Origin of the sequence: Mesorhizobium sp. M7A.F.Ca.CA.001.04.2.1 (genome assembly GCF_003998485.1) — a bacterium.
Classification (GTDB): domain Bacteria; phylum Pseudomonadota; class Alphaproteobacteria; order Rhizobiales; family Rhizobiaceae; genus Mesorhizobium; species Mesorhizobium ciceri.
Map to the genome: position 1 here is coordinate 1,675 of NZ_RZQT01000087.1, position 22,421 is coordinate 24,095.

21 protein-coding genes and 2 pseudogenes are annotated in these 22,421 nt (G+C 61.7%); 16 read left to right on the forward strand and 7 right to left on the reverse strand.

The window, feature by feature from the left end:
• A pseudogene (locus EN955_RS35530) lies at positions 1-148 on the forward strand (ATP-dependent helicase); the annotation flags it as partial.
• 103 nt (positions 149-251) lie between these two features.
• Here EN955_RS35530 and EN955_RS23655 read toward each other — a convergent pair.
• Together EN955_RS23655 and EN955_RS23660 are read right to left on the reverse strand one after the other, a co-directional pair.
• Complete coding sequence (locus EN955_RS23655) at positions 252-1,226, reverse strand: alpha/beta fold hydrolase (RefSeq protein WP_024505080.1); 975 nt, start codon at positions 1,224-1,226, stop codon at positions 252-254.
• A 79-nt stretch (positions 1,227-1,305) separates the two neighbouring features.
• Positions 1,306-2,127, reverse strand: coding sequence for an SDR family oxidoreductase (locus EN955_RS23660; RefSeq protein ID WP_024505081.1), 822 nt, complete (start codon positions 2,125-2,127; stop codon positions 1,306-1,308).
• Positions 2,128-2,354: 227 nt separating this feature from the next.
• Between EN955_RS23660 and EN955_RS23665 the strand changes: the two genes are divergently transcribed.
• The 6 genes from EN955_RS23665 (at position 2,355) to EN955_RS23690 (ending at position 6,900) form a co-directional block, all read left to right on the forward strand.
• Positions 2,355-3,389: a cysteine synthase A gene (locus EN955_RS23665; RefSeq protein ID WP_024505082.1), complete on the forward strand. Its 1,035-nt coding sequence runs from the start codon at positions 2,355-2,357 to the stop codon at positions 3,387-3,389.
• Positions 3,389-4,132 carry an alanyl-tRNA editing protein gene (locus tag EN955_RS23670; RefSeq protein ID WP_024505083.1) on the forward strand — a complete coding sequence of 248 codons (744 nt, stop codon included), beginning with the start codon at positions 3,389-3,391 and terminating at the stop codon, positions 4,130-4,132. The genes EN955_RS23665 and EN955_RS23670 overlap by 1 nt, the downstream gene beginning before the upstream one ends.
• Positions 4,133-4,170: 38 nt before the next feature.
• On the forward strand, positions 4,171-5,037 hold the full coding sequence (gene sseA, locus EN955_RS23675) for a 3-mercaptopyruvate sulfurtransferase (protein WP_024505084.1): 867 nt from the start codon (positions 4,171-4,173) through the stop codon (positions 5,035-5,037).
• Between the two features lie 5 nt (positions 5,038-5,042).
• Positions 5,043-5,606 carry a GNAT family N-acetyltransferase gene (locus tag EN955_RS23680; RefSeq protein WP_013531462.1) on the forward strand — a complete coding sequence of 188 codons (564 nt, stop codon included), beginning with the start codon at positions 5,043-5,045 and terminating at the stop codon, positions 5,604-5,606.
• Positions 5,607-5,717: 111 nt separating this feature from the next.
• Positions 5,718-6,275, forward strand: a complete 558-nt coding sequence (locus EN955_RS23685; protein ID WP_024505085.1) for an OmpA family protein — start codon at positions 5,718-5,720, stop codon at positions 6,273-6,275.
• Between the two features lie 157 nt (positions 6,276-6,432).
• Positions 6,433-6,900 carry a DUF1203 domain-containing protein gene (locus tag EN955_RS23690; RefSeq protein ID WP_024505086.1) on the forward strand — a complete coding sequence of 156 codons (468 nt, stop codon included), beginning with the start codon at positions 6,433-6,435 and terminating at the stop codon, positions 6,898-6,900.
• Between the two features lie 234 nt (positions 6,901-7,134).
• Here EN955_RS23690 and EN955_RS23695 read toward each other — a convergent pair whose 3' ends face one another.
• Both EN955_RS23695 and ald read right to left on the reverse strand, forming a co-directional pair.
• The gene (locus EN955_RS23695; RefSeq protein ID WP_024505087.1) at positions 7,135-8,442 is read right to left on the reverse strand and encodes an outer membrane beta-barrel protein; all 1,308 of its coding nucleotides are present in this window, start codon (positions 8,440-8,442) and stop codon (positions 7,135-7,137) included.
• A 205-nt stretch (positions 8,443-8,647) separates the two neighbouring features.
• Positions 8,648-9,763 carry an alanine dehydrogenase gene (ald, locus tag EN955_RS23700; RefSeq protein WP_024505088.1) on the reverse strand — a complete coding sequence of 372 codons (1,116 nt, stop codon included), beginning with the start codon at positions 9,761-9,763 and terminating at the stop codon, positions 8,648-8,650.
• Positions 9,764-9,919: 156 nt separating this feature from the next.
• Between ald and EN955_RS23705 the strand changes: the two genes are divergently transcribed.
• A complete protein-coding gene (locus EN955_RS23705) occupies positions 9,920-10,393 on the forward strand; it encodes an Lrp/AsnC family transcriptional regulator (protein ID WP_024505089.1) in 474 nt (157 codons plus the stop codon).
• Here the strand turns inward: EN955_RS23705 and EN955_RS23710 are convergent.
• Positions 10,390-11,040 carry a 5-formyltetrahydrofolate cyclo-ligase gene (locus tag EN955_RS23710; RefSeq protein ID WP_013531468.1) on the reverse strand — a complete coding sequence of 217 codons (651 nt, stop codon included), beginning with the start codon at positions 11,038-11,040 and terminating at the stop codon, positions 10,390-10,392. The genes EN955_RS23705 and EN955_RS23710 overlap by 4 nt on opposite strands.
• Positions 11,041-11,203: 163 nt before the next feature.
• Between EN955_RS23710 and EN955_RS23715 the strand changes: the two genes are divergently transcribed.
• Both EN955_RS23715 and EN955_RS23720 read left to right on the forward strand, forming a co-directional pair.
• Positions 11,204-12,469 carry an NAD(P)/FAD-dependent oxidoreductase gene (locus tag EN955_RS23715; protein WP_024505090.1) on the forward strand — a complete coding sequence of 422 codons (1,266 nt, stop codon included), beginning with the start codon at positions 11,204-11,206 and terminating at the stop codon, positions 12,467-12,469.
• 149 nt (positions 12,470-12,618) lie between these two features.
• Complete coding sequence (locus EN955_RS23720) at positions 12,619-14,598, forward strand: bifunctional 2',3'-cyclic-nucleotide 2'-phosphodiesterase/3'-nucleotidase (protein ID WP_024505091.1); 1,980 nt, start codon at positions 12,619-12,621, stop codon at positions 14,596-14,598.
• A gap of 30 nt (positions 14,599-14,628) precedes the next feature.
• Here EN955_RS23720 and EN955_RS23725 read toward each other — a convergent pair whose 3' ends face one another.
• Together EN955_RS23725 and EN955_RS23730 are read right to left on the reverse strand one after the other, a co-directional pair.
• Positions 14,629-15,630, reverse strand: coding sequence for a glycerophosphodiester phosphodiesterase family protein (locus EN955_RS23725; protein WP_024505092.1), 1,002 nt, complete (start codon positions 15,628-15,630; stop codon positions 14,629-14,631).
• 137 nt (positions 15,631-15,767) lie between these two features.
• Positions 15,768-17,024: a cyclopropane-fatty-acyl-phospholipid synthase family protein gene (locus EN955_RS23730; protein ID WP_013531472.1), complete on the reverse strand. Its 1,257-nt coding sequence runs from the start codon at positions 17,022-17,024 to the stop codon at positions 15,768-15,770.
• A 572-nt stretch (positions 17,025-17,596) separates the two neighbouring features.
• On the opposite strand from EN955_RS23730, the gene EN955_RS23735 reads away from it, so the two are divergent.
• The 6 genes and pseudogenes from EN955_RS23735 to eno all read left to right on the forward strand — a co-directional run bounded on the left by EN955_RS23735 (position 17,597) and on the right by eno (position 22,136).
• Positions 17,597-17,887, forward strand: coding sequence for a Dabb family protein (locus EN955_RS23735; protein ID WP_013531473.1), 291 nt, complete (start codon positions 17,597-17,599; stop codon positions 17,885-17,887).
• A gap of 118 nt (positions 17,888-18,005) precedes the next feature.
• Positions 18,006-18,893: a VOC family protein gene (locus tag EN955_RS23740; protein WP_024505093.1), complete on the forward strand. Its 888-nt coding sequence runs from the start codon at positions 18,006-18,008 to the stop codon at positions 18,891-18,893.
• A complete protein-coding gene (gene kdsA / locus EN955_RS23745; protein ID WP_024505094.1) occupies positions 18,890-19,735 on the forward strand; it encodes a 3-deoxy-8-phosphooctulonate synthase in 846 nt (281 codons plus the stop codon). Before EN955_RS23740 ends, kdsA begins: the two co-directional genes overlap by 4 nt.
• Before the next feature lie 95 nt (positions 19,736-19,830).
• Positions 19,831-20,033: pseudogene (locus EN955_RS23750) on the forward strand (dodecin family protein).
• 86 nt (positions 20,034-20,119) lie between these two features.
• The gene (locus tag EN955_RS23755; protein WP_024505095.1) at positions 20,120-20,485 is read left to right on the forward strand and encodes a PRC-barrel domain-containing protein; all 366 of its coding nucleotides are present in this window, start codon (positions 20,120-20,122) and stop codon (positions 20,483-20,485) included.
• A 376-nt stretch (positions 20,486-20,861) separates the two neighbouring features.
• Complete coding sequence (gene eno / locus EN955_RS23765; protein ID WP_013531479.1) at positions 20,862-22,136, forward strand: phosphopyruvate hydratase; 1,275 nt, start codon at positions 20,862-20,864, stop codon at positions 22,134-22,136.
• The last annotated feature ends 285 nt before the right edge of the window (positions 22,137-22,421 follow it).

A 22,421-nucleotide genomic window follows, 5' to 3' on the forward strand; every position in this document is an offset into this window, starting at 1 on the left:
GAACAAAGGCAACGGCTTTGGCAAGAAGCGCTTCGGCGACAAGCCGGCCTTCGCCGGCGAGCGCAAGCCGGACGGCGCCAAGCCGGCCTTCAAGGGCAACAACAAGCGCCGCTTCGGCGGTAAGCGTCCGGCTGCGCGGGCCGCGTAAGCCAGACCGCGCTGCAGTCAGTCAAGCTTCGGCTGGCTGATTGCCGAGACGAAACAAGAAAAGGGCGGCCGAAGCGATGCTTCGGTCGCCCCTTTTCGTCGGCCTACTTCACCACCGCTTCGATCCAGACGGCGATCCTTTGCGCCAGAAACGCCGTGGTCGACGGCGACAGCGCGTCGCCGGCAATGACGTGATTGTCCGGGTCGCCAGTGTCGTCGACCGGAACCAGTTCATGCGGCGCGCCCCAGCGCCCGGCAATCTCGCGGCTGCGGTCGGCCCGCACCACTTTGTCCGAATCAGAAAAGATGAACAAAGCAGGGACGGTCGCCTTCTCCACCGGCGCGCCATAGGCAAGCTCGGTCAGCGCCTGCATCGGCAAGGTTGCTTCGATTGGATAGCGGGTGGTCCAGAATTTTTCATTCAGCGCGTTGCGCGGCACGAAGCTATGTTCCTTGCCGGCGACCAGCCTGGCGATTTGTTTGCCCCACGGCATGGTCAGGATCCCGGCGCCCGAAGTCTTGACGCCGAAGTTCGGGGAGATGAACGCAATCGCCGCCACCCCGTCCGACGCACCGGGCTGCGTTGCCGCCCAGACCGCCAGCGAGCCGCCGGTCGAAGTCGAGATGACGATCACCTTGTCGCCGATCGCCCGGCCGATGGCGAGCGCCTCCTCATAGTCGTTGATCCAGGCATTGATGCTGCCTTGCGTCATCGCCGCGCCATCCTGCCCATGACCGGTAAGCCGTGTGTAGAAGAGATTGGCGTCAAGCTGTTCCGCCACTTCGTCAGGCAGCGGGCGGACCTCGCCCTTCGATGCGGAAAAGCCGTGGATGTAGACGATCGATAGCGGGGTCCTGGCATGCACCAACGGATTGGCCCAGACGATCTCTTTCTCCAGCCCGTCTCGGATTCCGGGGATGGCGGCTTCCGCCTTTGCCACATAGGCCTGCGGATCGTCGCCGATGAGCGAGGGATCGAAACGGATCGTGGTGTCGACGCGAACGCGCGGGCCGAACACGAAGGCCAGTGCGAGAACGGCAATAAGGCCCAGCACAGCAAGCACGATCCGTCGCCCCATCGCAGACTCCACGCGGCACTTGTCTCAACCATGGCGACGGCGGCCCGAAAACGGGGAGCCTGCCAATTTCGCAGGCGTCCTATTCGATCGGCGGCTTGCGGTCGTAATGCAGAGGCCGCGCCTTCCAACTGGTCATCAGGCTGATAAACCCTCTGCACAGCGGCCTCGGCAGCAGGGCGAGCAGTTTCAGCGGCCAGCTTGTCCGGCGCGGGAAATGGACTTCGAAGCCGCCCGACTTGATGCCCCGCGCCATGCGGCGCGATGCGCGGCTGACCGGCATCAGTCCCGGCATCGGCAGCATGTTCTTCTCGGTCAGCGGGGTGTCGATGAAGCCTGGGTTGAACACCTGGATACGCACGTTCATCTTGTCGAAATCATACTTCAGCGACTCGGCCAGGATGTTGATGGCCGCCTTGGTGCCGCCATAGGCGGCCGTTGTCGGCCAGCCGAAATAGGATGTCACGGAGCCGACCAGCACGACATGGCCGCGCGCCCGCACACGCATGCGTTCGACCGCCGGCACGAGACCGTTGATGATGCCGAAATAATTGACCTCGAAGGACCGGCGAAAGTCGTTGACGACAAGATTCTCCCCCGGCGTCGAAATGTAATTCCCTGCATTGAAGATGGCGAGCACGATGGGACCGAGCTCCTTCTCGATGGCAGCGACGGTCCTTGCCATGCGCGGCTCGTCGGTGACGTCGCAGGGAAAGGCCGTGACGCTGCCCGGCATCTGCGCGGTCTCGACGACAAGCGTGTCGATCGGATCGTCGTCGAGCGCCGTCACCGCGACGGCATAGCCCTGGGAAGCAAGATCCCTGGCCAGGGCACGGCCGATGCCGCTCGATCCGCCCGTGATCCAGGCGACGCCGTGCTTCGGGTTGGCCCGGTAGAGTGTCATGCTGCGCCCTGTCGACTTGTTGGTGCTTTGCTCTAGCGATGAAGAAATCGAATGAAAAGCTGCTTTTCAACGTCAGCCGGAAAATGAGCTGTGGCGCAAGAGGTCGGTTTCGGGAAGCGCTGACGCAACTACAGTACCGCAAATGCGACTGGACCAGACAAATTCTTGCCTTGAAACTGCAGCTTCGGGTTTCTAGGGTTTCGGCGCACCTACACAAGGAATCCTGAATGCCCCGTTCTGTGATCGACGCGATCGGCAACACGCCTTTGATCCGCCTCAACAAAGCTTCGGAACAAACCGGTTGCGAGATCCTGGGCAAGGCCGAATTCATGAATCCGGGCCAGTCGGTCAAGGATCGCGCCGGCCTGTTCATCATCCGCGACGCCGAGCAGCGTGGGCTGCTGAGGCCCGGCGGCGTCGTCGTCGAGGGAACGGCGGGCAACACTGGCATCGGGTTGACGCTGGTCGCCAAGGCGCTCGGCTATCGCACCGTCATCGTCATTCCCGACACACAGAGCCAGGAGAAGAAGGACACGATCAAGCTGCTCGGTGCCGAACTGATCGAAGTGCCTGCCGTGCCCTACAAGAACCCCAACAATTACGTGAAACTGTCGGGGCGGCTGGCCGAGCAACTGGCGCGGACCGAGCCGAACGGCGCCATCTGGGCCAACCAGTTCGACAATGTTGCCAACCGTGACGGCCATATCCGCACCACAGCGGAGGAAATCTGGAGCCAGACCGGCGGCAAGGTCGATGGCTTTGTCTCGGCGGTCGGTTCCGGCGGCACGCTGGCCGGCGTCGCCTTTGGGCTGAAGGCGAAAAGCAAGGATGTGAAGATCGCGCTGGCCGACCCGCTGGGGGCCGCGCTCTACTCCTTCTACACCAGCGGCGAGCTGAAGTCCGAAGGCAGCTCGATCACCGAAGGCATCGGGCAGGGGCGCATCACCGCCAATCTCGAAGGGTTCACGCCGGACTTTTCCTTCCAGGTCCCCGATGAGGATGCGCTGCCGATCGTCTTCGACCTGATCCAGGAAGAGGGGCTTTGCGTCGGTGGCTCGACCGGCATCAACATTGCCGGCGCGATCCGCCTGGCCAGGGAATTGGGTCCCGGCCACACCATCGTGACCATTCTTTGTGACTACGGCACGCGCTATCAGTCAAAACTGTTCAACCCGGAATTCCTGCGCGAGAAACAACTGCCGGTGCCAGGCTGGATGGAGCTGAAGAGCACAATTTCGGTGCCGTTCGAAAAGGTCGCGTGATGGCAAACAGGACGGATGCCCTGTTTCGTGACGACGCCTATCTGCGCACGGCGGATGCGAAGATCGTTGCCGTCAACGACCGCGGCGGCATCATCCTCGACCGGACGATCTTCTACGCCACTTCGGGCGGCCAACCGGGCGATACCGGGTGTCTCGAACGCGCGGACGGCAGCCGCATCGCCATTGCCGCTACCCTCACCGGCGAGACCAAGGACCAGATCATCCATGTGCCGGCGCCTGAGCAAGCGGTGCCACAGGTCGGCGAGACGGTGAGGCTGGCCATCGACTGGGAACGCCGGCATCTCCTGATGCGCATGCATGCGGCTTGCCATTTGCTCACCGTCGTCTGTCCGTTTCCAATCACCGGTGCCGCCGTTTCCGAGGACGACAGCCGTGTCGACTTCGACGCTCCGGATGCCGGCTTCACCAAGGAGGACATCACCGCCGGGCTGATGGAGCTGGTGCGGGCCGATCATCCGATCTTTGTCAGGCTGATCAGTGACGAGGAACTGGCCGCCAATCCCGGCCTGGTGAAATCCAAGAACGTTCGGCCGCCGGCCGGCACCGGCAAGATCCGCCTGGTCTGTATCGGTGACAACGCCTCGGTGGACAGCCAGCCCTGCGGCGGCACCCATGTGAAGAGCACTGGCGAAGTCGGCGAAATCCACATCGGCAAGATCGAGAAGAAGGGCCGTGAAAACCGGCGCTTCCGCATCCGCTTTGGGCCGATGCCGGCAAACTGAACAGACAGTGATCGCCAAAAGGCGAGCAGGAGCACAAAATGGCCGAGGACAGCCCCTTCACCGTCGACGCAGACTGGCTGCAGCAACGTCTCGGCGAGCCGGGCCTGACGATCATCGACGCATCCTGGTATCTCCCGGCGCAGAAGCGCGATGCGCGCGGCGAGTATGATTTGGCCCACATACCGGGCGCACGATTTCTGGATCAGGATGCGGTTTCGGATCCGGATTCGCCCTTGCCGCATACGCTGCCGTCACCGCAGCATTTTGCCCAGTATGTCGGCGCCATGGGCGTTTCGGCCGATGACACCATCGTCGTCTACGATGGTCCGGGTTTCTTCTCGGCGCCCCGGGCGTGGTGGATGTTCAGGGTGATGGGCGTCTTCCAGACCTATATTCTGGATGGCGGCTTCGATGGCTGGAAAGCCGCCGGCAGACCGGTGACGGCTGAGCCGACGAAGATCGCGCCAAGCGTGTTTCATGCCGATTTCGACTCCGGGCGCGTCGCCAGCCTCGCCGACATGCGCCGGATCGTCGACACCAGGGCAAGCCAGATCGCCGACGCCCGGGGACCGGGCCGCTTCACCGGCACTGAACCTGAGCCGCGCGCGGGTATCCGCTCCGGCCATATGCCTGGCGCGCGCAATCTGCCCTATTCGGCGCTGTCGGAAAATGGCGAGCTGCTGTCGAAGGACCGCCTGCGCAAGGCGATCGAGGAGGCCGGCATCGATCTGTCGAAACCTGTCGTCACCTCATGCGGCTCCGGCATTACCGCAGCGGTGGTGACGCTGGCGCTGGAAACGCTTGGCCATACCAACAACAGGCTTTACGACGGCTCCTGGACGGAGTGGGGCGGGCTTTCCGACACGCCTGTCGTGACCGGCCCCGTTGTGATCGGCAAGGAATGAAGACGATGGAAAACGGCGCGCTGGAAGATATTGACGTCACGGTGACGTTTCTCGAGATGCATGTGCCGCCGGCCTATTCGCCGCCGGTGCCCTACAACCGTCAGATCGCGCTGCTGAAGACCAAGGACATTCCGCTGCATTTCTACCGCTATCTGATGGACCGGGTGGGGCGCAAATGGCACTGGGTCAATGTGCTGAGGCTGGATGACGACGAGCTTGCCGCCGGCATTCATCGCGAGGATCGCGACATCAGGGTCCTTTATCTCGACGGCGCACCCGCCGGCTTCTTCGATCTCAAGCCGCATCTGCCGGAAGAAGTCGAGCTCGCCTATTTCGGCATGATGGAACATGCGACGGGACAAGGCATCGGCCGCTGGTTCCTGGGCTCCGCGATCGCTGCCGCCTGGTCGCATGGGCCGAAGCGGGTGACGGTGCAGACCTGCACGCTCGATCATCCGGCGGCTCTGCCGCTCTACCAGAAGCTCGGCTTTGCACCGGTGGCGCAAAAGAAGGAAATCGTGCATCCGCTGCCTTTCGCCGAGCGCGCGGCCAGCGTCATGCGGCCCTAGCCGGAAGCTGACACCAGCTCGAATCTGAACCTGTCGTTCATCGGCCCTTCAGGCTGCTTTTGGCATGTTGCCCGCACCATCAATGCGGCCAAGGCCGAAGGAGACGAAGACATGCTGACCCGCCGTACACTTGCCGCCGCGCTGATCGCGGCGATTGCCATGCCAAGCCTGGCCGCAGCCCAGGCGACAACGCCTTCGGCCGCGACGATCGAGCGGAAGCTCGAGGCGGCACCGCGTGTCAAATTGCGGCCGAACGAGCGCGTCACCATCCGGGAATTCAAGCGGCGCCCGGATTTGCGCCGCATGGCCCGCTCGATCGATATCCAGTCGATCAACTTCGCCTTCGGTTCGGCGGCTATTGCCAACTCGCAATACGACAAGATCGAGACTATTGCCGACGCGCTGCGGCGAATCCTGCGCCGCGATCCCGGCGCCCGCGTGCTGATCGAGGGCCATACCGACGCCGTCGGCTCCTTCCAGTCGAACCAGGCCCTGTCCGAACAACGCGCCGCTTCGCTCAAGCGCACATTGGCGCGCGAATTTAGGGTGCCCGACCATGCACTGGAAACGGTTGGTTACGGTGAGGAGTTTTTGCTGGTGCAGACGCAGAACGAAAACTGGCAGAATCGCCGGGTGACGCTGCGCCGCTTCGACGATTTCATCCGTTGAGTCGCAGCTCCGAAATTTAATTAGCCGGCGCCTTTGACAGGAACCTGATGAGAGCCGATCGCCGAGGGGCGATCGGCTTTTCGACATTTGGCAGGAATCGGGTGGGCGGCGAGGGTTCAAGGACATAATTTCCAATCACGACACCGGAGATTTTTCCATGACCATCCAGTTCAAAGCTTTGCCGACCGAAGCTGTCAGGACGCTGCAGCGTGGTGGCGTCGATGCTTATGGCCAAACGCCCGAGCGAAAGGTCTCAGATGGTGACGGCATGCCTTGCCGGCATTGTTTGAAGAACATAGGAGCCGGCGATGCCTATCTTGTTCTGGCATACAGGCCATTCCCGCAGCTTCAGCCCTATGCCGAAACCGGGCCGATCTTCCTGCATGCCGAGGCATGCGACCGCGCTGCCGAGGGCGAGGCGCTGCCCGAGATTCTCGAAAGCCCCGACTACATCGTGCGCGGCTATGGCAGGGATGACCGTATCGTCTATGGCAGCGGCGGCGTGGTCCCGACCGGAGACATCACCGGGCGGGCCAAGACCTTGTTGGAACGCGACGAGATCGCCTACGTCCATGTCCGCTCGGCGCGCAACAATTGCTACCAGTGCCGCATCGAGCGCGCTTGAGGCTGAGATTAGCCGCTGGAAACAGCTGTCGTACTCCCGTCGCATAGTCGCGATAGAAAGCCATTGTCGATCGATTTGCCGACCGCGGATGAACCGGCGGCAAATCTCGACATCGAGGAAGCGGGGCTTTGGCTCCGCTTTTTTGTTGCCTGCGTTTGGAGCAGACGTATTCCACGCAAGAAAAAAGCCCGCCGGCATGGCCGACGGGCTGCAACTGTTTGGCTGGAGGGCCTTTTAGTTGAACTTGTACTTCGCGCCGAGGCGCACGGTGTGGAAAGAGGAAGTCGAGGTAAGGGTGTCGTCAGGTGCGCCGAATTCCGAAGAAAAGTCCTTCTTGGCGAACTGCGAATAGCGATATTCGAGGCCAACGGTGACATTGCTGGACAGAGCCGTTTCCAGTCCGCCACCGACCGAGAAGCCGCTGGAGCCCCAGTCGAGGATGTCGCCGATCGGGTCGGAAGCGTTCAGGTCGAAATGCTGCCAGCTGTAGCCGGCAAGCGCATAGGCAAGGGTCGATTCGTTCATCTTCATGCCAACGCGGCCCAACACATCGAACCCATAGTCGGTATCGACGTTGATCGATCCGCCGCCGAGATCCAGCTTGGAAGTCATGCCGGAGTAGCGTGCATCGACCATGACGCCTGCGACCCAGCTGCCGAAGTCATGATCATAGCCGACGTTCAGTTCACCAAAGGCACCTTCGCCACCGAGACCATTGAATTCCAGGTCGCCGAGCGGCGGAACGTTGATCTGGTGCACGGACGCACCGGCACCACCAGCGCCGCCGATATAGAAGCCGGTCCAGTTGTAGGCTGGCGTCTCGAAGGCAGCACTGCCGCCGTTCTGGGCACCGAAACGGTAATTGGCTGCGATCTGGAAAGTATGGCGCGAGGTGTCAAGATTCAGGAGACCGTCCGGAACCCCGACGATGCCAGCCTCGGAAAGAAGATCGTCCTTGGTCCCGAAGCCCGTATAGCGATACTCAGTCTTGATCGTCCAATTGCTGTTGATGGCCGTTTCGATGCCACCTCCGACAAAATACCCGCTCTGATCCCAATCAAAGTCGAAGCCAGCGTTCGTATCGAGCTTGTACTTCTGCCAGGAATAGCCACCCAGCACGTATCCCAGAGTGTTTGGCGTCAAGAGGTAGCCGAGACGCAGGCCAGCGTCGAAACCGTAGGTTTCCTTGATCGAAGCGTCGAATCCCGTAATGTCCAGCGTGGTCCCGATGTTGCCGACGTGAGCGTCCAGCAGACCTCCGATGAGGAACCGCGGCGCGACCATATAGTCATAGCCAACCGTCAGCTCACCGTAGACGCCTTCGCCACCAATGCCGTTCAGCGAGACTGGAATAAAATCGCTGCTGAGCTTGTGTACGTTGGCACCGGCGCCGACGCCAAAACCAACGTATAGACCGCTCCAGTTAAAGCCGGCAGCTTCTTCTACCGGCTGCACGACGTCTGCTGCGTGAGCAGCAGATATCAAAGCCACAGCAGAAACAGCACCAAGAAGAAAAGATTTCGCGGATGTGCGAATGAACATATGCCCGTACCCCATGAGTAAACCCAGAATGTCTCTAGCAGGGAACCGGCCGGCACGGGAATGACAAATATGCAACAATGATGAGCAAAGTGCCGTTGCGTCACATCTTTCGACGCCATGCTTTGCCTGAAAAACAGGCTCGCAAGAAAAAACCCGCCGGCATGGAACCGGCGGGCTGGATTGAAAGGAGCTGTTTTCGCGAAAATCAGGCGGCGAGTACCGCTTTCGGCTCGACCAGTTCGTAGCCGAGCGCCTCGGCAACTGCGCGGTTGGTGATCTTGCCCTTGTGGACATTGAGGCCGTTGCGCAGGTGATGATCGTCGACCAGCGCCTTGAGGCCCTTGTCGGCGAGCTGCAGGCCGTAGTGAAGCGTCGCGTTGTTGAGCGCGTGGGCCGACGTGACGGGCACGGCACCCGGCATGTTGGCGACGCAATAGTGGATGACGCCGTCGACCTCATAGGTCGGCTCGGCATGGATGGTGGCGTGCGAGGTCTCGAAGCAGCCGCCCTGGTCGATGGCGACATCGACTAGCACCGAGCCTTTCTTCATGCCCGACAGCATTTCGCGCGAAACCAGTTTTGGCGCCGCGGCACCCGGGATCAGCACCGCGCCGACGACGATGTCGGCTGAAAAACACTCTTCTTCCAGCGCCTCGACAGTCGAGTAACGAGTGTGGACGCGGCCGGCAAAGAGATCGTCGAGCTGGCGCAGGCGCGGGATCGAGCGGTCGATGATGGTGACGTCGGCGCCAAGGCCCGCCGCCATCCTGGCCGCGTGCAGGCCGACGACGCCACCGCCGAGAACGGTGACTTTGCCGGGCAGCACGCCGGGCACGCCGCCCAGCAGCACGCCGCGGCCGCCATTGGCCTTCTGCAGCGCCGTGGCGCCGGCCTGGATCGACAGGCGTCCGGCAACTTCCGACATCGGCGCCAGCAGCGGCAGGCCGCCACGGTCGTCGGTCACGGTCTCGTAGGCGATTGCCGTTACGCCGGACGCAAGCAGGCCCTTGGTCTGCTCCGGATCCGGAGCAAGGTGGAGGTAGGTATACAGGATCTGGCCTTCGCGAAGCTGCGCCCATTCGCTGGGCTGCGGCTCCTTGACCTTGACGATCATGTCCGACCTGGCGAACACCTCGGCGGCCGTCTTGGCAATCGTGGCGCCGGCGGCGCGATAGGCGTTGTCATCGGCGCCGATGCCGGCACCGGCCCCGGTCTCGACCAGCACTTCGTGGCCATGGGCGACATATTCGCGGACCGAGCCGGGGGTGAGGCCGACGCGGTATTCGTGGTTCTTGATTTCCTTGGGGCAGCCGACGCGCATTTTCTTCTCCTGATCCGGCCCTTTTGGGCTCGTTCCCTGTATGGCTGGAGTGAACCACGAATCGTTGCGCAGGTGTTTGCGAATGCGCTTGCGCCCACCGGCCGGTTTCGATAATTGTTGCGCGAAACAGCAAGATATTCGCAGGATTCACGAATAATGCCGCTCGACAGGATCGATATCGCCATTCTCGAGGCTTTGCAGAAGGATGGCAGGATACCCAATGCGGCGCTGGCCGAGAAGGTCGGCCTGTCGCAGTCGGCCTGTTCGCGCCGGCTCGACAATCTGGAGAAATCCGGAACCATTCGCGGCTACCACGCCCGGCTTTCCAATGTGGCACTTGGCCACCAGATGACGGCGATCGTGCACATATCGCTGTCGGGGCAGTTCGAGAAGACGCTGTCGGATTTCGAGGCGGCGATCAAGCGCTGCCCGAACGTGCTGTCCTGTCACCTGATGTCGGGCGAATACGACTACATCCTGCGGATCGCGGCGAAGGATCTCGTCGACTATGAGCGCATCCACAAGGAATGGCTGTCGGCGATGCCGCATGTGACCAAGATCAATTCGTCCTTTGCGCTACGCGAAATCGTCGACAGGACCGCCATGGGCATGAAGCCGGAAATGGCCTAGGCCTCCGTTACCACCCGATCCATCGGAATGTCGTGCGGCTGCGGGTAGATGGTCGCGATGCGCTGCAGCTCGTAGCCGACGCCGATGACCAGTGGCTTGAACGGCATCGCTGCCAGCGTACGGTCGAAGAAACCGCCGCCATAACCCAGGCGGTAGTTCAGGGGATCGATGCCGACGATCGGCGAGATAACGATGTCCGGCAGCACCGGATCGCCCTCGGCCGGGATCGGGATGTTCCAGACACCTTTCTCCAGCCGGTCGCCTGCTTTGTAGGCGCGGAAGATCAGCGGCTGCCCCTTCTCGATGACGATGGGCAGGGCGGTGCGGCCGCCGCGTTCGTTTATGGACGCCATCCAAGGCCGCAAATCCGGCTCGCCGCGAAACGGCCAGTAGAGACTGACCATGCGGCCGGCGATCTCGCCGATTACCGCGTCGAGGCCATCGGCGATGCGTTGCGACATTACCGTTCGCGCGTCGGCCGAAACAGCAAGACGCGCGGCGATCAGGCGTTCGCGCTCAGCCTTGCGCCAGCGTCTCACATCGGTCCAGTCGCTCGAAGGCGCACGGAATTCCGGATCGAGTTCGTGCATGAAACAGGGCGGCGAAGAATACTGCGCCGGAGCATCGTCGTCACGATCGTTGGCCATGCCTCACCTCATCGCGTGTTCGATGACGCTATACCTCGCGATACGATACAACATGTGCATTCACGACATGCAACGACGAGTCTCGGGCACTGGCCATCTGTTGTTGCATTGCACAAAAATACCTACATGCAGGACAGGCAATCTTGCTATCAAGGTGAACGGAATGAACGAAGCCAGGCATCATGTCGTCGTTGTCGGCGCGGGGTTCGGCGGCCTCGAGTTCACCCGTGCGCTTGCCGGCGCTCCCGTGCGCATCACCATGATCGACAAGCGCAACCATCACCTCTTCCAGCCGCTGCTCTACCAGGTGGCGACGACGGCGCTGGCCACCTCCGAGGTTGCCTGGCCGATCCGCCACCTCCTGCGCAACCGCAAGGATGTGACGACGCTGCTCGCCAATGTCACCGGTGTCGATCGCGCCGGCAAGCGCGTGCTGCTCGATGACGGCAGCGCGGTCGCCTACGACACGCTGCTGCTCGCCACCGGTGCCCGCCACGCCTATTTCGGCCATGACGAATGGGAGCCGTTCGCGCCTGGCCTGAAGACGCTGGAGGACGCCACCACCATTCGGCGGCGAATTCTCCTGGGCTTCGAACAGGCCGAGCGGGAGGCTGATCCCGCCAAGCGCCAGGCGCTGCTGACCATTGCGATCGTCGGTGGCGGGCCGACCGGCGTCGAGCTTGCCGGCACCATCGTCGAGCTGGCGCATGACACGCTGCGCGGCGAGTTCCGCAACATCGACACGCGGCAGACGCGCGTGGTGCTGATCGAGGCCGGCGACCGCATTCTGGCCAATTTCGCACCGAAACTTTCCGACTATGCCAGCAAAGCGCTCGAGCGGCTCGGCGTGACGGTCGAGCTCGGCCGGGCCGTCACGCGCTGCGACGCAGAAGGTGTCGTGTTTGGCGATAAGCAACTGGCCGCCCGAACGATCCTGTGGGCAGCCGGCGTTGCCGCTTCGCCAGCCGCTGAATGGCTGGGAGCGAAGGCGGACCGCGCGGGCAGGGTGCTGGTCGAGCCCGATCTAAGTGTGCGTGGCAGCCCGGAGATCTTCGTCATCGGCGACGCCGCTCATGTGCTGCGGCCAGACGGGCGGCCGGTTCCCGGCGTGGCGCCTTCCGCCAAGCAGGAGGGCCGACATGTTGCGGCTACCATCAAGGCCAGGCTCGGCGGCGACACGACCGCGCGTCCTTTCCACTACAGGCATGCCGGCGATCTGGCGACGATCGGCAAACGCGCCGCCGCCATCGATTTCGGCTGGATCAAGCTCACCGGCTGGCTCGCCTGGTGGCTGTGGGGAGTGGCCCACATCTATTTCCTGATCGGCTTTCGCAACCGGCTTGCTGTTTCGCTGAGCTGGCTATGGATCTACGCGACGGGGCAACGCAGCGCGCGGCTGATCACCCAGGGCGACGACGACAAGGGCTGATTTCTTCACCGGCACCGTTCATCCGCACGTCATCTGTTGCTGGTCGACTGACCTTCCGATGCACGCAACTTCTTGAATGGACTTGAGCCGATTTCGGCGCGAAGTTCGCTTCGGGGCAGGGCGTGTCACGTTGTCGATGAGGAGAAAACATGTCGCAACTGCTCCATCCCGTCTCCCGCCGCGATTTCCTCGCTGGCACCGCAGCTACAGGGGCGCTGATCGTGCTTCATCCCTTCTCCGCTCGCGCACAGGCCAACCAGGCGCATCTCCGGATCATGGAGACCACCGACATCCATGTGAACGTGCTGCCTTACGATTATTACGCCGACAAAGCGAACGACACGCTGGGCTTGTCGCGCACGGCCTCCCTGATCGACGCCGTGCGCAAGGAAGCGGTGAATTCGATGCTGATCGACAATGGCGACCTGCTGCAGGGCAATCCGATGGGCGACTACATCGCCTATGAGAAGGGCCTGAAGGACGGCGACCTGCATCCGATCATGAAGGGTATGAACCTGCTCGGCTACGAGTGCTCGACGCTGGGCAACCACGAGTTCAACTATGGCCTGTCGTTCCTGGACAAGGTGCTGGCCGGCGCCAATTTTCCCTTCGTCTGCGCCAACCTGATCCGCGGCACCGAGCTTGCCGCGAACCCGCGCGACGACAAGCTCTATCTCAAGCCCTATGTCATCCTCGACAAGAAGATCAAGGACGGTTCGGGCGCCGAGCAGCCGATCAGGATCGGCATCATCGGCTTCGTGCCGCCGCAGATCATGGTCTGGGATCTCAAGAACCTCGAAGGCAACGTCAAGACGCGCGACATCGTCGAGGCGGCCAAGGCCTGGGTGCCGCAGATGAAGGAGGCGGGCGCCGACATCGTCATTGCGCTGTCGCATTCCGGCATCGACGTGAAGCAGGGCGACATGATGGAGAACGCCTCGTTCTTCGTCGCCGGCGTCGACGGCATCGACGCGGTGTTCACCGGGCACCAGCATCTGGTGTTCCCCGGCAAGAAGGATTTCCAGTCGCTCGATGGTGTCGACACGCAAAAGGGCACGCTGCAGGGCAAACCCGCCGTCATGGGCGGTTTCTGGGGCTCGCATATGGGGCTGATCGACCTGATGCTGGAACGCGATGGGTCGGAATGGAAGGTCGTTTCCGCCACCTCCGAGGCGCGGCCGATCTTCGAACGCGTCGACAACAAGAACAAACCGACTGTCCCGGACGACAAGCGGATCATCGCGGCCCTTGAGCAGGACCACCAGGCAACACTGGCCTATGTGCGCCGCCCCGTTGGCAAGACCTCCGCGCCGCTCTATTCCTATTTCGCGCTGGTCGCCGACGATCCGTCGGTGCAGGTCGTCAGCCAGGCGCAGACCTGGTACCTCAGGGATATTCTGAAGAACACGCAATGGAAGGATGTGCCGCTGCTGTCGGCGGCCGCTCCGTTCAAGGCCGGCGGGCGCAACGGCGCCGACTACTATACCGACGTGCCCGCCGGCGATATCGCCATCAAGAACGTCGCCGACCTCTATCTCTATCCCAACACCGTGCGTGCGGTCGAAATCACCGGTGCGCAGGTCAAGGAATGGCTGGAAATGTCGGCCGGGATCTTCAACCGGATCGAGCCGGGGAAGGCCGACCAGGCCCTCATCAACACCGACTTCCCATCCTACAATTTCGACGTCATCGACGGCGTCACCTATAAAATAGACCTGTCGCAGCCGCCGAAATACGATGCCAAGGGCGGGCTGGCTAACGCCGGCGTCAATCGCATCGTCGACCTGAGTTTCGATGGAAAACCAATTGACCCCAAACAGAAATTCGTCGTCGCGACCAACAACTACCGCGCCGGCGGCGGCGGCAATTTCCCCGACATCAACGCCTCGAAGATCATTTACGAAGCGCCGGACACCAATCGCGACGTCATCGTCCGCTACATCGTCAGCGAAGGTACAATCAACCCCTCCGCGGACGACAACTGGTCGTTCGCGCCGCTGCCTGGAACCAGCGCCGTGTTCGAAACCGGCGCCAAGGCCAAGGATTTCATTGCGCAGCTGAAATCGCTGAAGATCGAGCCGGCAGGCGAGGGCGAGGCAGGTTTCGCGAAATACCGCATCCTGCTTTGAAGGTGGTTCGGGTCGGCTCGAGTCCCGGCCTTATGGCGTGGATTGAGCCGGCTGGGTGAAACGTTCCTTGATGTCAGGCATGACGAGATCCAGCGCATCGGTGGAAATGCCGCCGGAATAACCGTTCGGCAGCTGCTTGATCAGTTCGGGATCGTCCAGCCCTTGCGAAAAGTCGCCGCCGGTGTACGGGCCGAGCAGATAGACGCGGCTTTCGACGCCTTGCATGCGATCGAGAAACCGGTTCGGCCAACCCCACATCCATTTCGCGATGTTGACGGGAATGAGCAAGGTACCTTTTCTGCAGGCATCTGGAACATAGCCGCTCCAGCCAAGCGCGGCATAGCGCAGAATGCATTGCGTCAGCGACGCGCGGCTCAGCGTATGCATGTCCGGCAGTGCTGCCTTGACTGCGGCAATCGGCTTGTCGCCGCCATAGACCGAGAGATAGAAGCGCTCGTTCGGCGATAGCATGGCAAGCCGTGCGGCCAGCTTTTCGCCTTCGCCCGGATCGTTGCTCTTGACGTTGATGTTGAAGCGGCGGGCCGGGAAGTGCGCCAGAACCTCATCCAGCGACGGCATCATGCCGATACCCTTGCCGCGAAACGGAAAGGTCTTGCCGCTATCCGCCGTATAGCCATAGCCGACATCGAGGGTCTTCAACTCGGCCATGGAATGGTTGCGTGTTTCTCCCTTGCCTTCCGTGCGGCAATCCAGCGTCCAGTCGTGGAAGACGGCGAAATTGCCGTCTGTCGTCGGGTGAACATCCAGTTCGAGCGCGTCAGCGCCCAGCGCGAAGGCGGCTTCCATCGAGGGGATCGTGTTTTCGAGGTAGGCATGGCGCGGCGGCAACATGCGACTGGCCGTGCACGTCTCACCCGTCATGCCTTCCCGTGCGTAGTCCTGGGCAAGGCCGCGATGGGCAAGCACTTCCGGCTTGCCGGCGGGGCGGCTCGACAACAGCGAGGTGTTGTTGAGCCAGATGCCCGCCGCGGCGACAACGATGATGCCGAAGAAGATCGTCCGTTTGCGCATCAAGTGATTTCCGATTCGTCCGTCCTGCGCGGCATCCTGCTTTGCGATCGGACTTTTTGACGGCGACCGGGCGGCGATATCGAGATCATCCTCGATATCGCCTGGTCGGCGGCAATGAAATCGAAGAACGCGTCGACTTACGCCTTGTAGACCACCTGGCGCACGTCGATGTAGCTGGCGCGGAATCCGGCCTCGCAATAGTGCAGGTAGAACTCCCAGAGCTTCTTGAAGCGGTCGTCGAAGCCGAGCGGGACGATCTTCTCCCATGACGCCCAGAACCGGTGGCGCCATTCGGCAAGCGTGCGCGCATAGTCATCCGGAAACACGCGCTCGCGCAGATGGGCAAGGCCATGATCCTTGCCCAGTGTCTTCAGGATCGACGGTGTCGGCAGCATGCCACCCGGGAAAACATAGCGCTGGATGAAATCCGGCCTTGCGCGATATGTGTCGTAGGCGGCTTCGTTGATGGTGATGATCTGCAGGCCGGCGGTGCCGCCGGGTCTCAGGCAAGCCTTCATCTTGCCGAAAAACACCGGCCAGTATTTCTCGCCGACCGCCTCGAACATCTCGATCGAGGCGATGCGGTCATAGGTGCCGGTTTCGTCGCGATAGTCCTGCAGCTTGATGTCGACCTTGTCGGCAAGGCCAGCCTTGGCGATGCGAGCCGTTGCAAAATCGTGCTGCTCGCGGCTGATCGTCAACCCGGTGACGCGGCAGCCGATCTCGCGCGCGGCGAATTCGGCGAAGCCACCCCAGCCACAGCCGATTTCCAGCACATGGTCCTTCGGGCCGATCCCTGTGTCTTTCGCCAGCGCGCGATATTTGGCGGCCTGGGCGCTTTCCAGGTCGTTGGCGCCGGTCGTGTAGAGCGCCGAGGAATAGGTCATGCTCGGATCGAGCCATTGCTTGTAAAAGGCGTTGCCGAGGTCGTAATGCGCCGAGATATTGCGCTTCGAACCGGTGCGGGTGTTCTGGTTGAACCAGTGGCGGATGCGCTGGACGGTGTTGATCAGCCAACTGGTGCCGCCCGCGATACGCTCGCCAATGACCGAATTGACCACGAATAGCTCCAGGAAGCTGGTCACATCAGGGCTTTCCCAATCGCCGTCCATGTAGGATTCGGCTACGCCGATCGTGCCGCCGGAAAAGGCGCGGCCGGGCAAGCGCCAATTCTTCAGCACCAGTTCGGCATCTGGGCCAGGTCCCTTGCCGCCGACGAGGACGGCGCGGCCGTCCGGCAGCCTCACCTTGAGCGAACCGCGCGGCAGGTTCATCGCCGCCGACAGCACCATGCGCGCTTTCGCCGGCAGACCTTTGACGATCTCGGCGAAATTGAACTCATCGAGCCTGACCGCGTCGCTCAATGCTGCGCCAAATAGTTCCTTTTGTGCCATCTCGTGCCCCCTGGATTTCCGCGGTGTCGGGGCAGATTGCCGAGCCACGGTTCTCTTGGATCATTCGCCAGCTTCGAACGCCGTTGCCGGTCCCGGGCGCTGACCGGCTCAGTGACGGGCGGGCTCGAATGAAACACGCGCTCTTTTACCAGAGCTTTAGCGCTTCCCAGTGAATCCCTGCGGCGATCTTCCACGTCATGCGGCGAAACTTCAAGAGGCAGGCCGCAAGCGGGGCTGTGCCACGCGGAATGCTTGCGCCAGCGAGAATCCGCTTTTTTGCACAGCAAAGGCCGAGCGCGCAAAAAACGCCTATGGTCGCAGAATTGCTCGTGCGATAGATCTAGCCATGCGTTATGTAATCGCCATTGCCGCCATCGCGTTTTTCCTGATCTGGGATGGCATGTACAATCAGGGCCGCTATCTCGACACAACAGTGAGAGAGCTTAGCCATGTTGTGCGATATGTTACCGGCAGAGCTTAACTCCAGTGGCGGCAGCCGCGACATCCTAGTCGATTGACGCCAACGTCCTGCCGTCACAAAAGACCCCAGCATTTTGATCGAGGAGGCGGGGTTGATCCGGCATATCGTTTTCTTCAGCGCACGGCGAAAAGAGGATGTCGAGGCTGTGCGCACCGGCTTGCTGGCGCTCGGCAACATTCCTCATTCCAGCCTGTTCGAGGTCACGCTCAACACCAAGGTGGATCCGCTGTCGGACGAGGTCGACGTGGTCGTCTATGCGGAATTCGCCGATGACGCCGCGCTGGCCGCCTACAAGGCGCACCCGCTCTATGCGCAGACCACCAGCAAGGTCAAACCGATGCGCGAACTGCGCTATTCCGCCGATGTCGTTGCTGGAAGCTGATCGAGGCTTTGTCCCAACTGGTGCCTTTTTCGACGTCCGGTGAACTGGCGGGGGCGAAATGGCCGGGATTGCGATCAAGTCTTGAACCGATTTGCGGAATGATGCACATCGCGGCTGCATGACCCGAACCATCACTGGCACTCATCCGCTCGATCACCTGGTGCTGCCAACGCAGAGCCTTGAGGTGGCGCGAGCCCGGCTCGCCGCGCTTGGCTTCGTCGTGGCCCCGACCGGCATCCATCCCTTCGGAACGGAAAACTGCTGTGTTTTCCTGGCCGACGGCACGTATCTCGAACCGCTGGCGGTCGGCGACGAGCAGGTGGCGGCAAAGGCTATCGCGGACGGCAATGTCTTCGTCACGCGTGATCGCGCCTATCGCGACAGCAACGGCGACGAGGGGTTTTCCGCCATTGTTCTAGGTACGGGCAATGCCGATGCCGACCATGCACGCTATGTCGATGCCGGCATCTCGGCGGGAGACATGCTGGGTTTTTCGCGCGCTTTCACCGACCCAGCCGGCAAGAGCGACATCGCATCGTTCAAGCTCGCTTTCGCGGCCGGAGCCGAAGCCACGGACGCCTTCCTGTTTGCCTGCGAGCGGGTCAACGCGCCTGATGTCGACCGCGCGGCTTTGCAGGCCCACGCCAACGGCGCGACCGGAATTGTCGAGATCTTGGCGGTCAGCGATGCGCCTGGAAAGCAGCATGAGTTGATTTCTGTCACGGTGGACAATCCGGCCGCCGAAAGGCAGGGCGGCATGTTTTCCCTGCCGAATGCAGATTTGAGCGTGCTTGACCGCGCGGCTTTCACCGCGCGCTTTGGCCTGCCGGCCGGCGCGCCGACAGATCTACGCTTCGCAGCGGTGGTCTTTTCGGTTCGGAACGCCGATGTGACATCGAGGCTGCTTGCGGCCAATTCCATCCAACACGATATAGCGGGCAATGATATTGTCGTGCAGCCTGCACCCGGACAGGGCGCGGCTTTCATCTTCCGGGAGACCAAATGAACAAGCCCGTCGCGCCCAATTCAGCGGTAATTGTCGGCAATGTCGTCTTCGACAACAAGGCGGCTCTGTCGCTGATCGCCGGCCCGTGCCAGTTCGAGTCGCGTCAGCACGCTTTCGACATGGCCGGCGCGCTGAAGGAACTGACCGGCAGGCTCGGAATAGGCCTCGTCTACAAGACCAGCTACGACAAGGCCAACCGCACCTCGCTGTCGGCGACGCGCGGCGCCGGCATGGACGCGGCACTTCCCGTCTTCGACGAACTGCGCAAGGAATTTTCGCTCCCGGTGCTGACCGATGTCCACACCGAGGAGCAGTGCGCCATCGTGGCGCCGCATGTCGATGTCCTGCAGATTCCGGCTTTCCTGTCGCGCCAGACCGACATGCTGGTCGCCGCGGCGAAAACCGGCAAGGTCATCAACGTGAAGAAGGGACAGTTCCTTGCCCCCTGGGACATGACGAACGTCGTCGCCAAGATCACCGGATCCGGCAATGCCAATGTGCTGACCACCGAGCGCGGTGCTTCTTTCGGCTACAACACGCTGGTCTCCGACATGCGCGCTTTGCCTGTCATGGCAGAGATCGGCGCGCCGGTGATCTTCGATGCGACCCATTCGGTGCAGCAGCCGGGCGGGCAGGGCGGTTCCTCGGGCGGTGAACGTCGTTTTGTCGAGACGCTGGCGCGCGCGGCCGTCGCTGTCGGCGTTGCCGGCGTCTTCATCGAGACCCATCAGGATCCTGACAACTCGACCTCTTCCGACGGCCCCAACATGCTGCCGTTGAAGGACATGCCCGCTTTACTCGAGCGGCTGATGGCATTCGACCGCATCGCCAAGGGTCTCTAGGCCGGAGATATCCTCTGTCGACCACCGATGCTTGTGGACGGCGCAAGCCGCCTGTACGCTCGACCGGCAAATGAGCGTTTTGGCAGGAGGAAGCCATGTCTGTCGCCCGCGTCACCGAAATCACATCGTCGTCGAAGAAGAGCTTTCAGGACGCCATCGAACAGGGAATTGCGCGCGCATCCAAAACGCTGAAGAACGTCGAGGCGCCTGGATCCAGGACCAGAAGATCGTCGTCCAGGACGGCAAGATTGTTGCTTATCGCGTCAACATGAAGGTTACCTTCATCCTCGCGGAGTGATCGGTCGACGCCGAAAAAGTCGGGAACCTTCGCCCGCGCCCCTCATTGTCCAATTATGGTTCGAAACCACAATGAGGAGCACAATCATGGCAACCCAGACTGGCCACACCCAAGCCATCGCCGCTTCGCGGGTCATCGGCACATCGGTCTACAACACCGAAGGCACAAGCATCGGCAGTATAGAGGATGTGATGCTCGACAAGATGACGAACGGGATCATGTTCGCGGTCATCGGTTTTGGCGGCTTCCTTGGCATCGGCGAGAAATATCACGCCATTCCCTGGGCAAGCCTCGACTATGATGAGGACAAGGGCGGTTATGTCGTGCCGTTTTCCAAGGAACAACTCATGGCGGCACCGGCCTATTCGATCAACGAACTGACCGGTGCCGATGGCGAGGCGGCGCGCGACGAATCCTACAATTATTACAAGGTAACGCCTTACTGGCATTAACAACAACGACAAAGCGGCCCCGTCGAGAGAGACGGGGCCGCTTTGGATTCCGGCTTATTCGCTGACGTGTAAGGGGGCCATCGCCTTCGGCGGCGACTGCTGATTGTCGCATGACGTCAGGAATGCCGCCGCGATTAGAAACAGACTCACGATACCGCTCAACTGAGACATGGCGAAACTCCTCCTGTTTCGCCCCGCGCGCTGCACCTTAACCGGAAGTCAGCCGACCGTACATGACTTATGATGACGGCGATTTGCGCTTCGTGAATCGTTCGGAGGCCGATGCCGCGGCAATAATTGCCAGCGGGCCGATTGCCTTTTGCAGCACTTTGGCTAAGACGTGCGGCATTCTTCAGATCAATCGAGGACATCGCAAATGACCGCCATCGTCGACATTGTCGGGCGTGAAATCCTGGACAGCCGTGGAAATCCGACCGTCGAGGTCGATGTCATTCTCGAAGACGGCTCGATGGGCCGCGCGGCGGTGCCGTCGGGTGCTTCGACCGGTGCCCACGAGGCCGTCGAACTGCGCGACGGCGGCGCCCGCTATCTCGGCAAAGGCGTGCTCAAAGCCGTCGAGGCGGTGAACGGCGAGCTGTTCGAGGCCATCGGCGGCATGGAAGCCGAAAACCAGATTCATATCGACCAGACCATGATCGAGCTCGACGGCACGCCCAACAAGAGCCGGCTTGGCGCCAACGCCATTCTCGGCGTTTCGCTGGCGGTGGCCAAGGCGGCCGCTGATGCCGCCGGCCTGCCGCTCTACCGTTATGTCGGAGGCACCAAGGCGCATCTCCTGCCGGTGCCGATGATGAACATCATCAATGGCGGCGCGCATGCCGACAACCCGATCGATTTCCAGGAATTCATGATCCTGCCGATCGGCGCGCCGACGCTGCGCGAAGGTGTCCGCTGGGGTTCGGAAATCTTCCATACGCTGCGCAAGAAACTGAAGGATGCCGGCCACAACACCAATGTCGGCGACGAGGGCGGCTTTGCCCCGAACCTGAAAAGCGCTCCGGTGGCGCTCGATTTCATCATGGAATCGATCGAGCAGGCCGGCTTCAAGCCGGGCGACGAGATCGCGCTCGGCCTCGATTGCGCCGCGACCGAGTTCTTCAAGGACGGCAACTACGTCTATGAAGGCGAGAAAAAGACGCGCGATCCCAAGGCCCAGGCCAAATACCTGGCCAAGCTTGCCGCCGACTATCCGATCATCTCGATCGAGGACGGTCTTGCCGAGGACGATTGGGAAGGCTGGAAGTACCTGACCGACCTGATCGGCAAGAAGACGCAGCTGGTTGGCGACGATTTGTTCGTCACCAACACGGCGCGGCTGCGCGACGGCATCCGCATGGGGGTTGCCAACTCGATCCTGGTTAAGGTCAACCAGATCGGCTCGCTTACGGAAACGCTCGACGCCGTCGAGACCGCGCACAAGGCCGGCTACACCGCCGTGATGTCGCACCGCTCGGGCGAAACCGAGGATTCGACCATTGCCGATCTCGCCGTCGCCACCAATTGCGGACAGATCAAGACCGGCTCGCTCTCGCGCTCGGACCGCATGGCCAAGTACAATCAGCTGATCCGCATCGAGGAAGAGCTCGGCAAGCAGGCAAGCTACGCCGGCAAGTCGGTGGTCAAGGGCTGATCCGGAAACACCGGCTCATCGATACCGGACAAAAGGGCCGGAGCATTCCCGCCCTTTTTCGTTTCGGCGCCGCCAAACAGGTCACCCGTAACCGTCCGTTAAGCACAATCGGGCGAGAAAGATCGTGAGCCGCCTGAGTTCGCGGGCTAGAGCCGGATGATCTCAGGTCTGTTCGACCTGAAATCTGAATCCGACTCTAAATCAAAGAGATAGAGCATGATGTCGTCCGAAAACCGCTTCACACTTTTCGGCATCATGCTCTAGAGGAATCGGGCGATGTGGACG

Excerpts from the sequence above, each read along its gene's own strand:
- EN955_RS23720 (WP_024505091.1), top strand. The coding sequence starts at position 12,619 with ATGTCGCAACTGCTCCATCCCGTCTCCCGCCGCGATTTCCTCGCTGGC.
- EN955_RS23695 (WP_024505087.1), bottom strand. The coding sequence starts at position 8,442 with ATGTTCATTCGCACATCCGCGAAATCTTTTCTTCTTGGTGCTGTTTCT.
- EN955_RS23685 (WP_024505085.1), top strand. The coding sequence starts at position 5,718 with ATGCTGACCCGCCGTACACTTGCCGCCGCGCTGATCGCGGCGATTGCC.
- EN955_RS23715 (WP_024505090.1), top strand. The coding sequence starts at position 11,204 with ATGAACGAAGCCAGGCATCATGTCGTCGTTGTCGGCGCGGGGTTCGGC.
- EN955_RS23670 (WP_024505083.1), top strand. The coding sequence starts at position 3,389 with ATGGCAAACAGGACGGATGCCCTGTTTCGTGACGACGCCTATCTGCGC.
- ald (WP_024505088.1), bottom strand. The coding sequence starts at position 9,763 with ATGCGCGTCGGCTGCCCCAAGGAAATCAAGAACCACGAATACCGCGTC.
- eno (WP_013531479.1), top strand. The coding sequence starts at position 20,862 with ATGACCGCCATCGTCGACATTGTCGGGCGTGAAATCCTGGACAGCCGT.
- EN955_RS23690 (WP_024505086.1), top strand. The coding sequence starts at position 6,433 with ATGACCATCCAGTTCAAAGCTTTGCCGACCGAAGCTGTCAGGACGCTG.
- sseA (WP_024505084.1), top strand. The coding sequence starts at position 4,171 with ATGGCCGAGGACAGCCCCTTCACCGTCGACGCAGACTGGCTGCAGCAA.
- EN955_RS23755 (WP_024505095.1), top strand. The coding sequence starts at position 20,120 with ATGGCAACCCAGACTGGCCACACCCAAGCCATCGCCGCTTCGCGGGTC.
- EN955_RS23655 (WP_024505080.1), bottom strand. The coding sequence starts at position 1,226 with ATGGGGCGACGGATCGTGCTTGCTGTGCTGGGCCTTATTGCCGTTCTC.
- EN955_RS23680 (WP_013531462.1), top strand. The coding sequence starts at position 5,043 with ATGGAAAACGGCGCGCTGGAAGATATTGACGTCACGGTGACGTTTCTC.
- EN955_RS23740 (WP_024505093.1), top strand. The coding sequence starts at position 18,006 with ATGACCCGAACCATCACTGGCACTCATCCGCTCGATCACCTGGTGCTG.
- EN955_RS23665 (WP_024505082.1), top strand. The coding sequence starts at position 2,355 with ATGCCCCGTTCTGTGATCGACGCGATCGGCAACACGCCTTTGATCCGC.
- EN955_RS23710 (WP_013531468.1), bottom strand. The coding sequence starts at position 11,040 with ATGGCCAACGATCGTGACGACGATGCTCCGGCGCAGTATTCTTCGCCG.
- kdsA (WP_024505094.1), top strand. The coding sequence starts at position 18,890 with ATGAACAAGCCCGTCGCGCCCAATTCAGCGGTAATTGTCGGCAATGTC.
- EN955_RS23705 (WP_024505089.1), top strand. The coding sequence starts at position 9,920 with ATGCCGCTCGACAGGATCGATATCGCCATTCTCGAGGCTTTGCAGAAG.
- EN955_RS23660 (WP_024505081.1), bottom strand. The coding sequence starts at position 2,127 with ATGACACTCTACCGGGCCAACCCGAAGCACGGCGTCGCCTGGATCACG.
- EN955_RS23725 (WP_024505092.1), bottom strand. The coding sequence starts at position 15,630 with ATGCGCAAACGGACGATCTTCTTCGGCATCATCGTTGTCGCCGCGGCG.
- EN955_RS23730 (WP_013531472.1), bottom strand. The coding sequence starts at position 17,024 with ATGGCACAAAAGGAACTATTTGGCGCAGCATTGAGCGACGCGGTCAGG.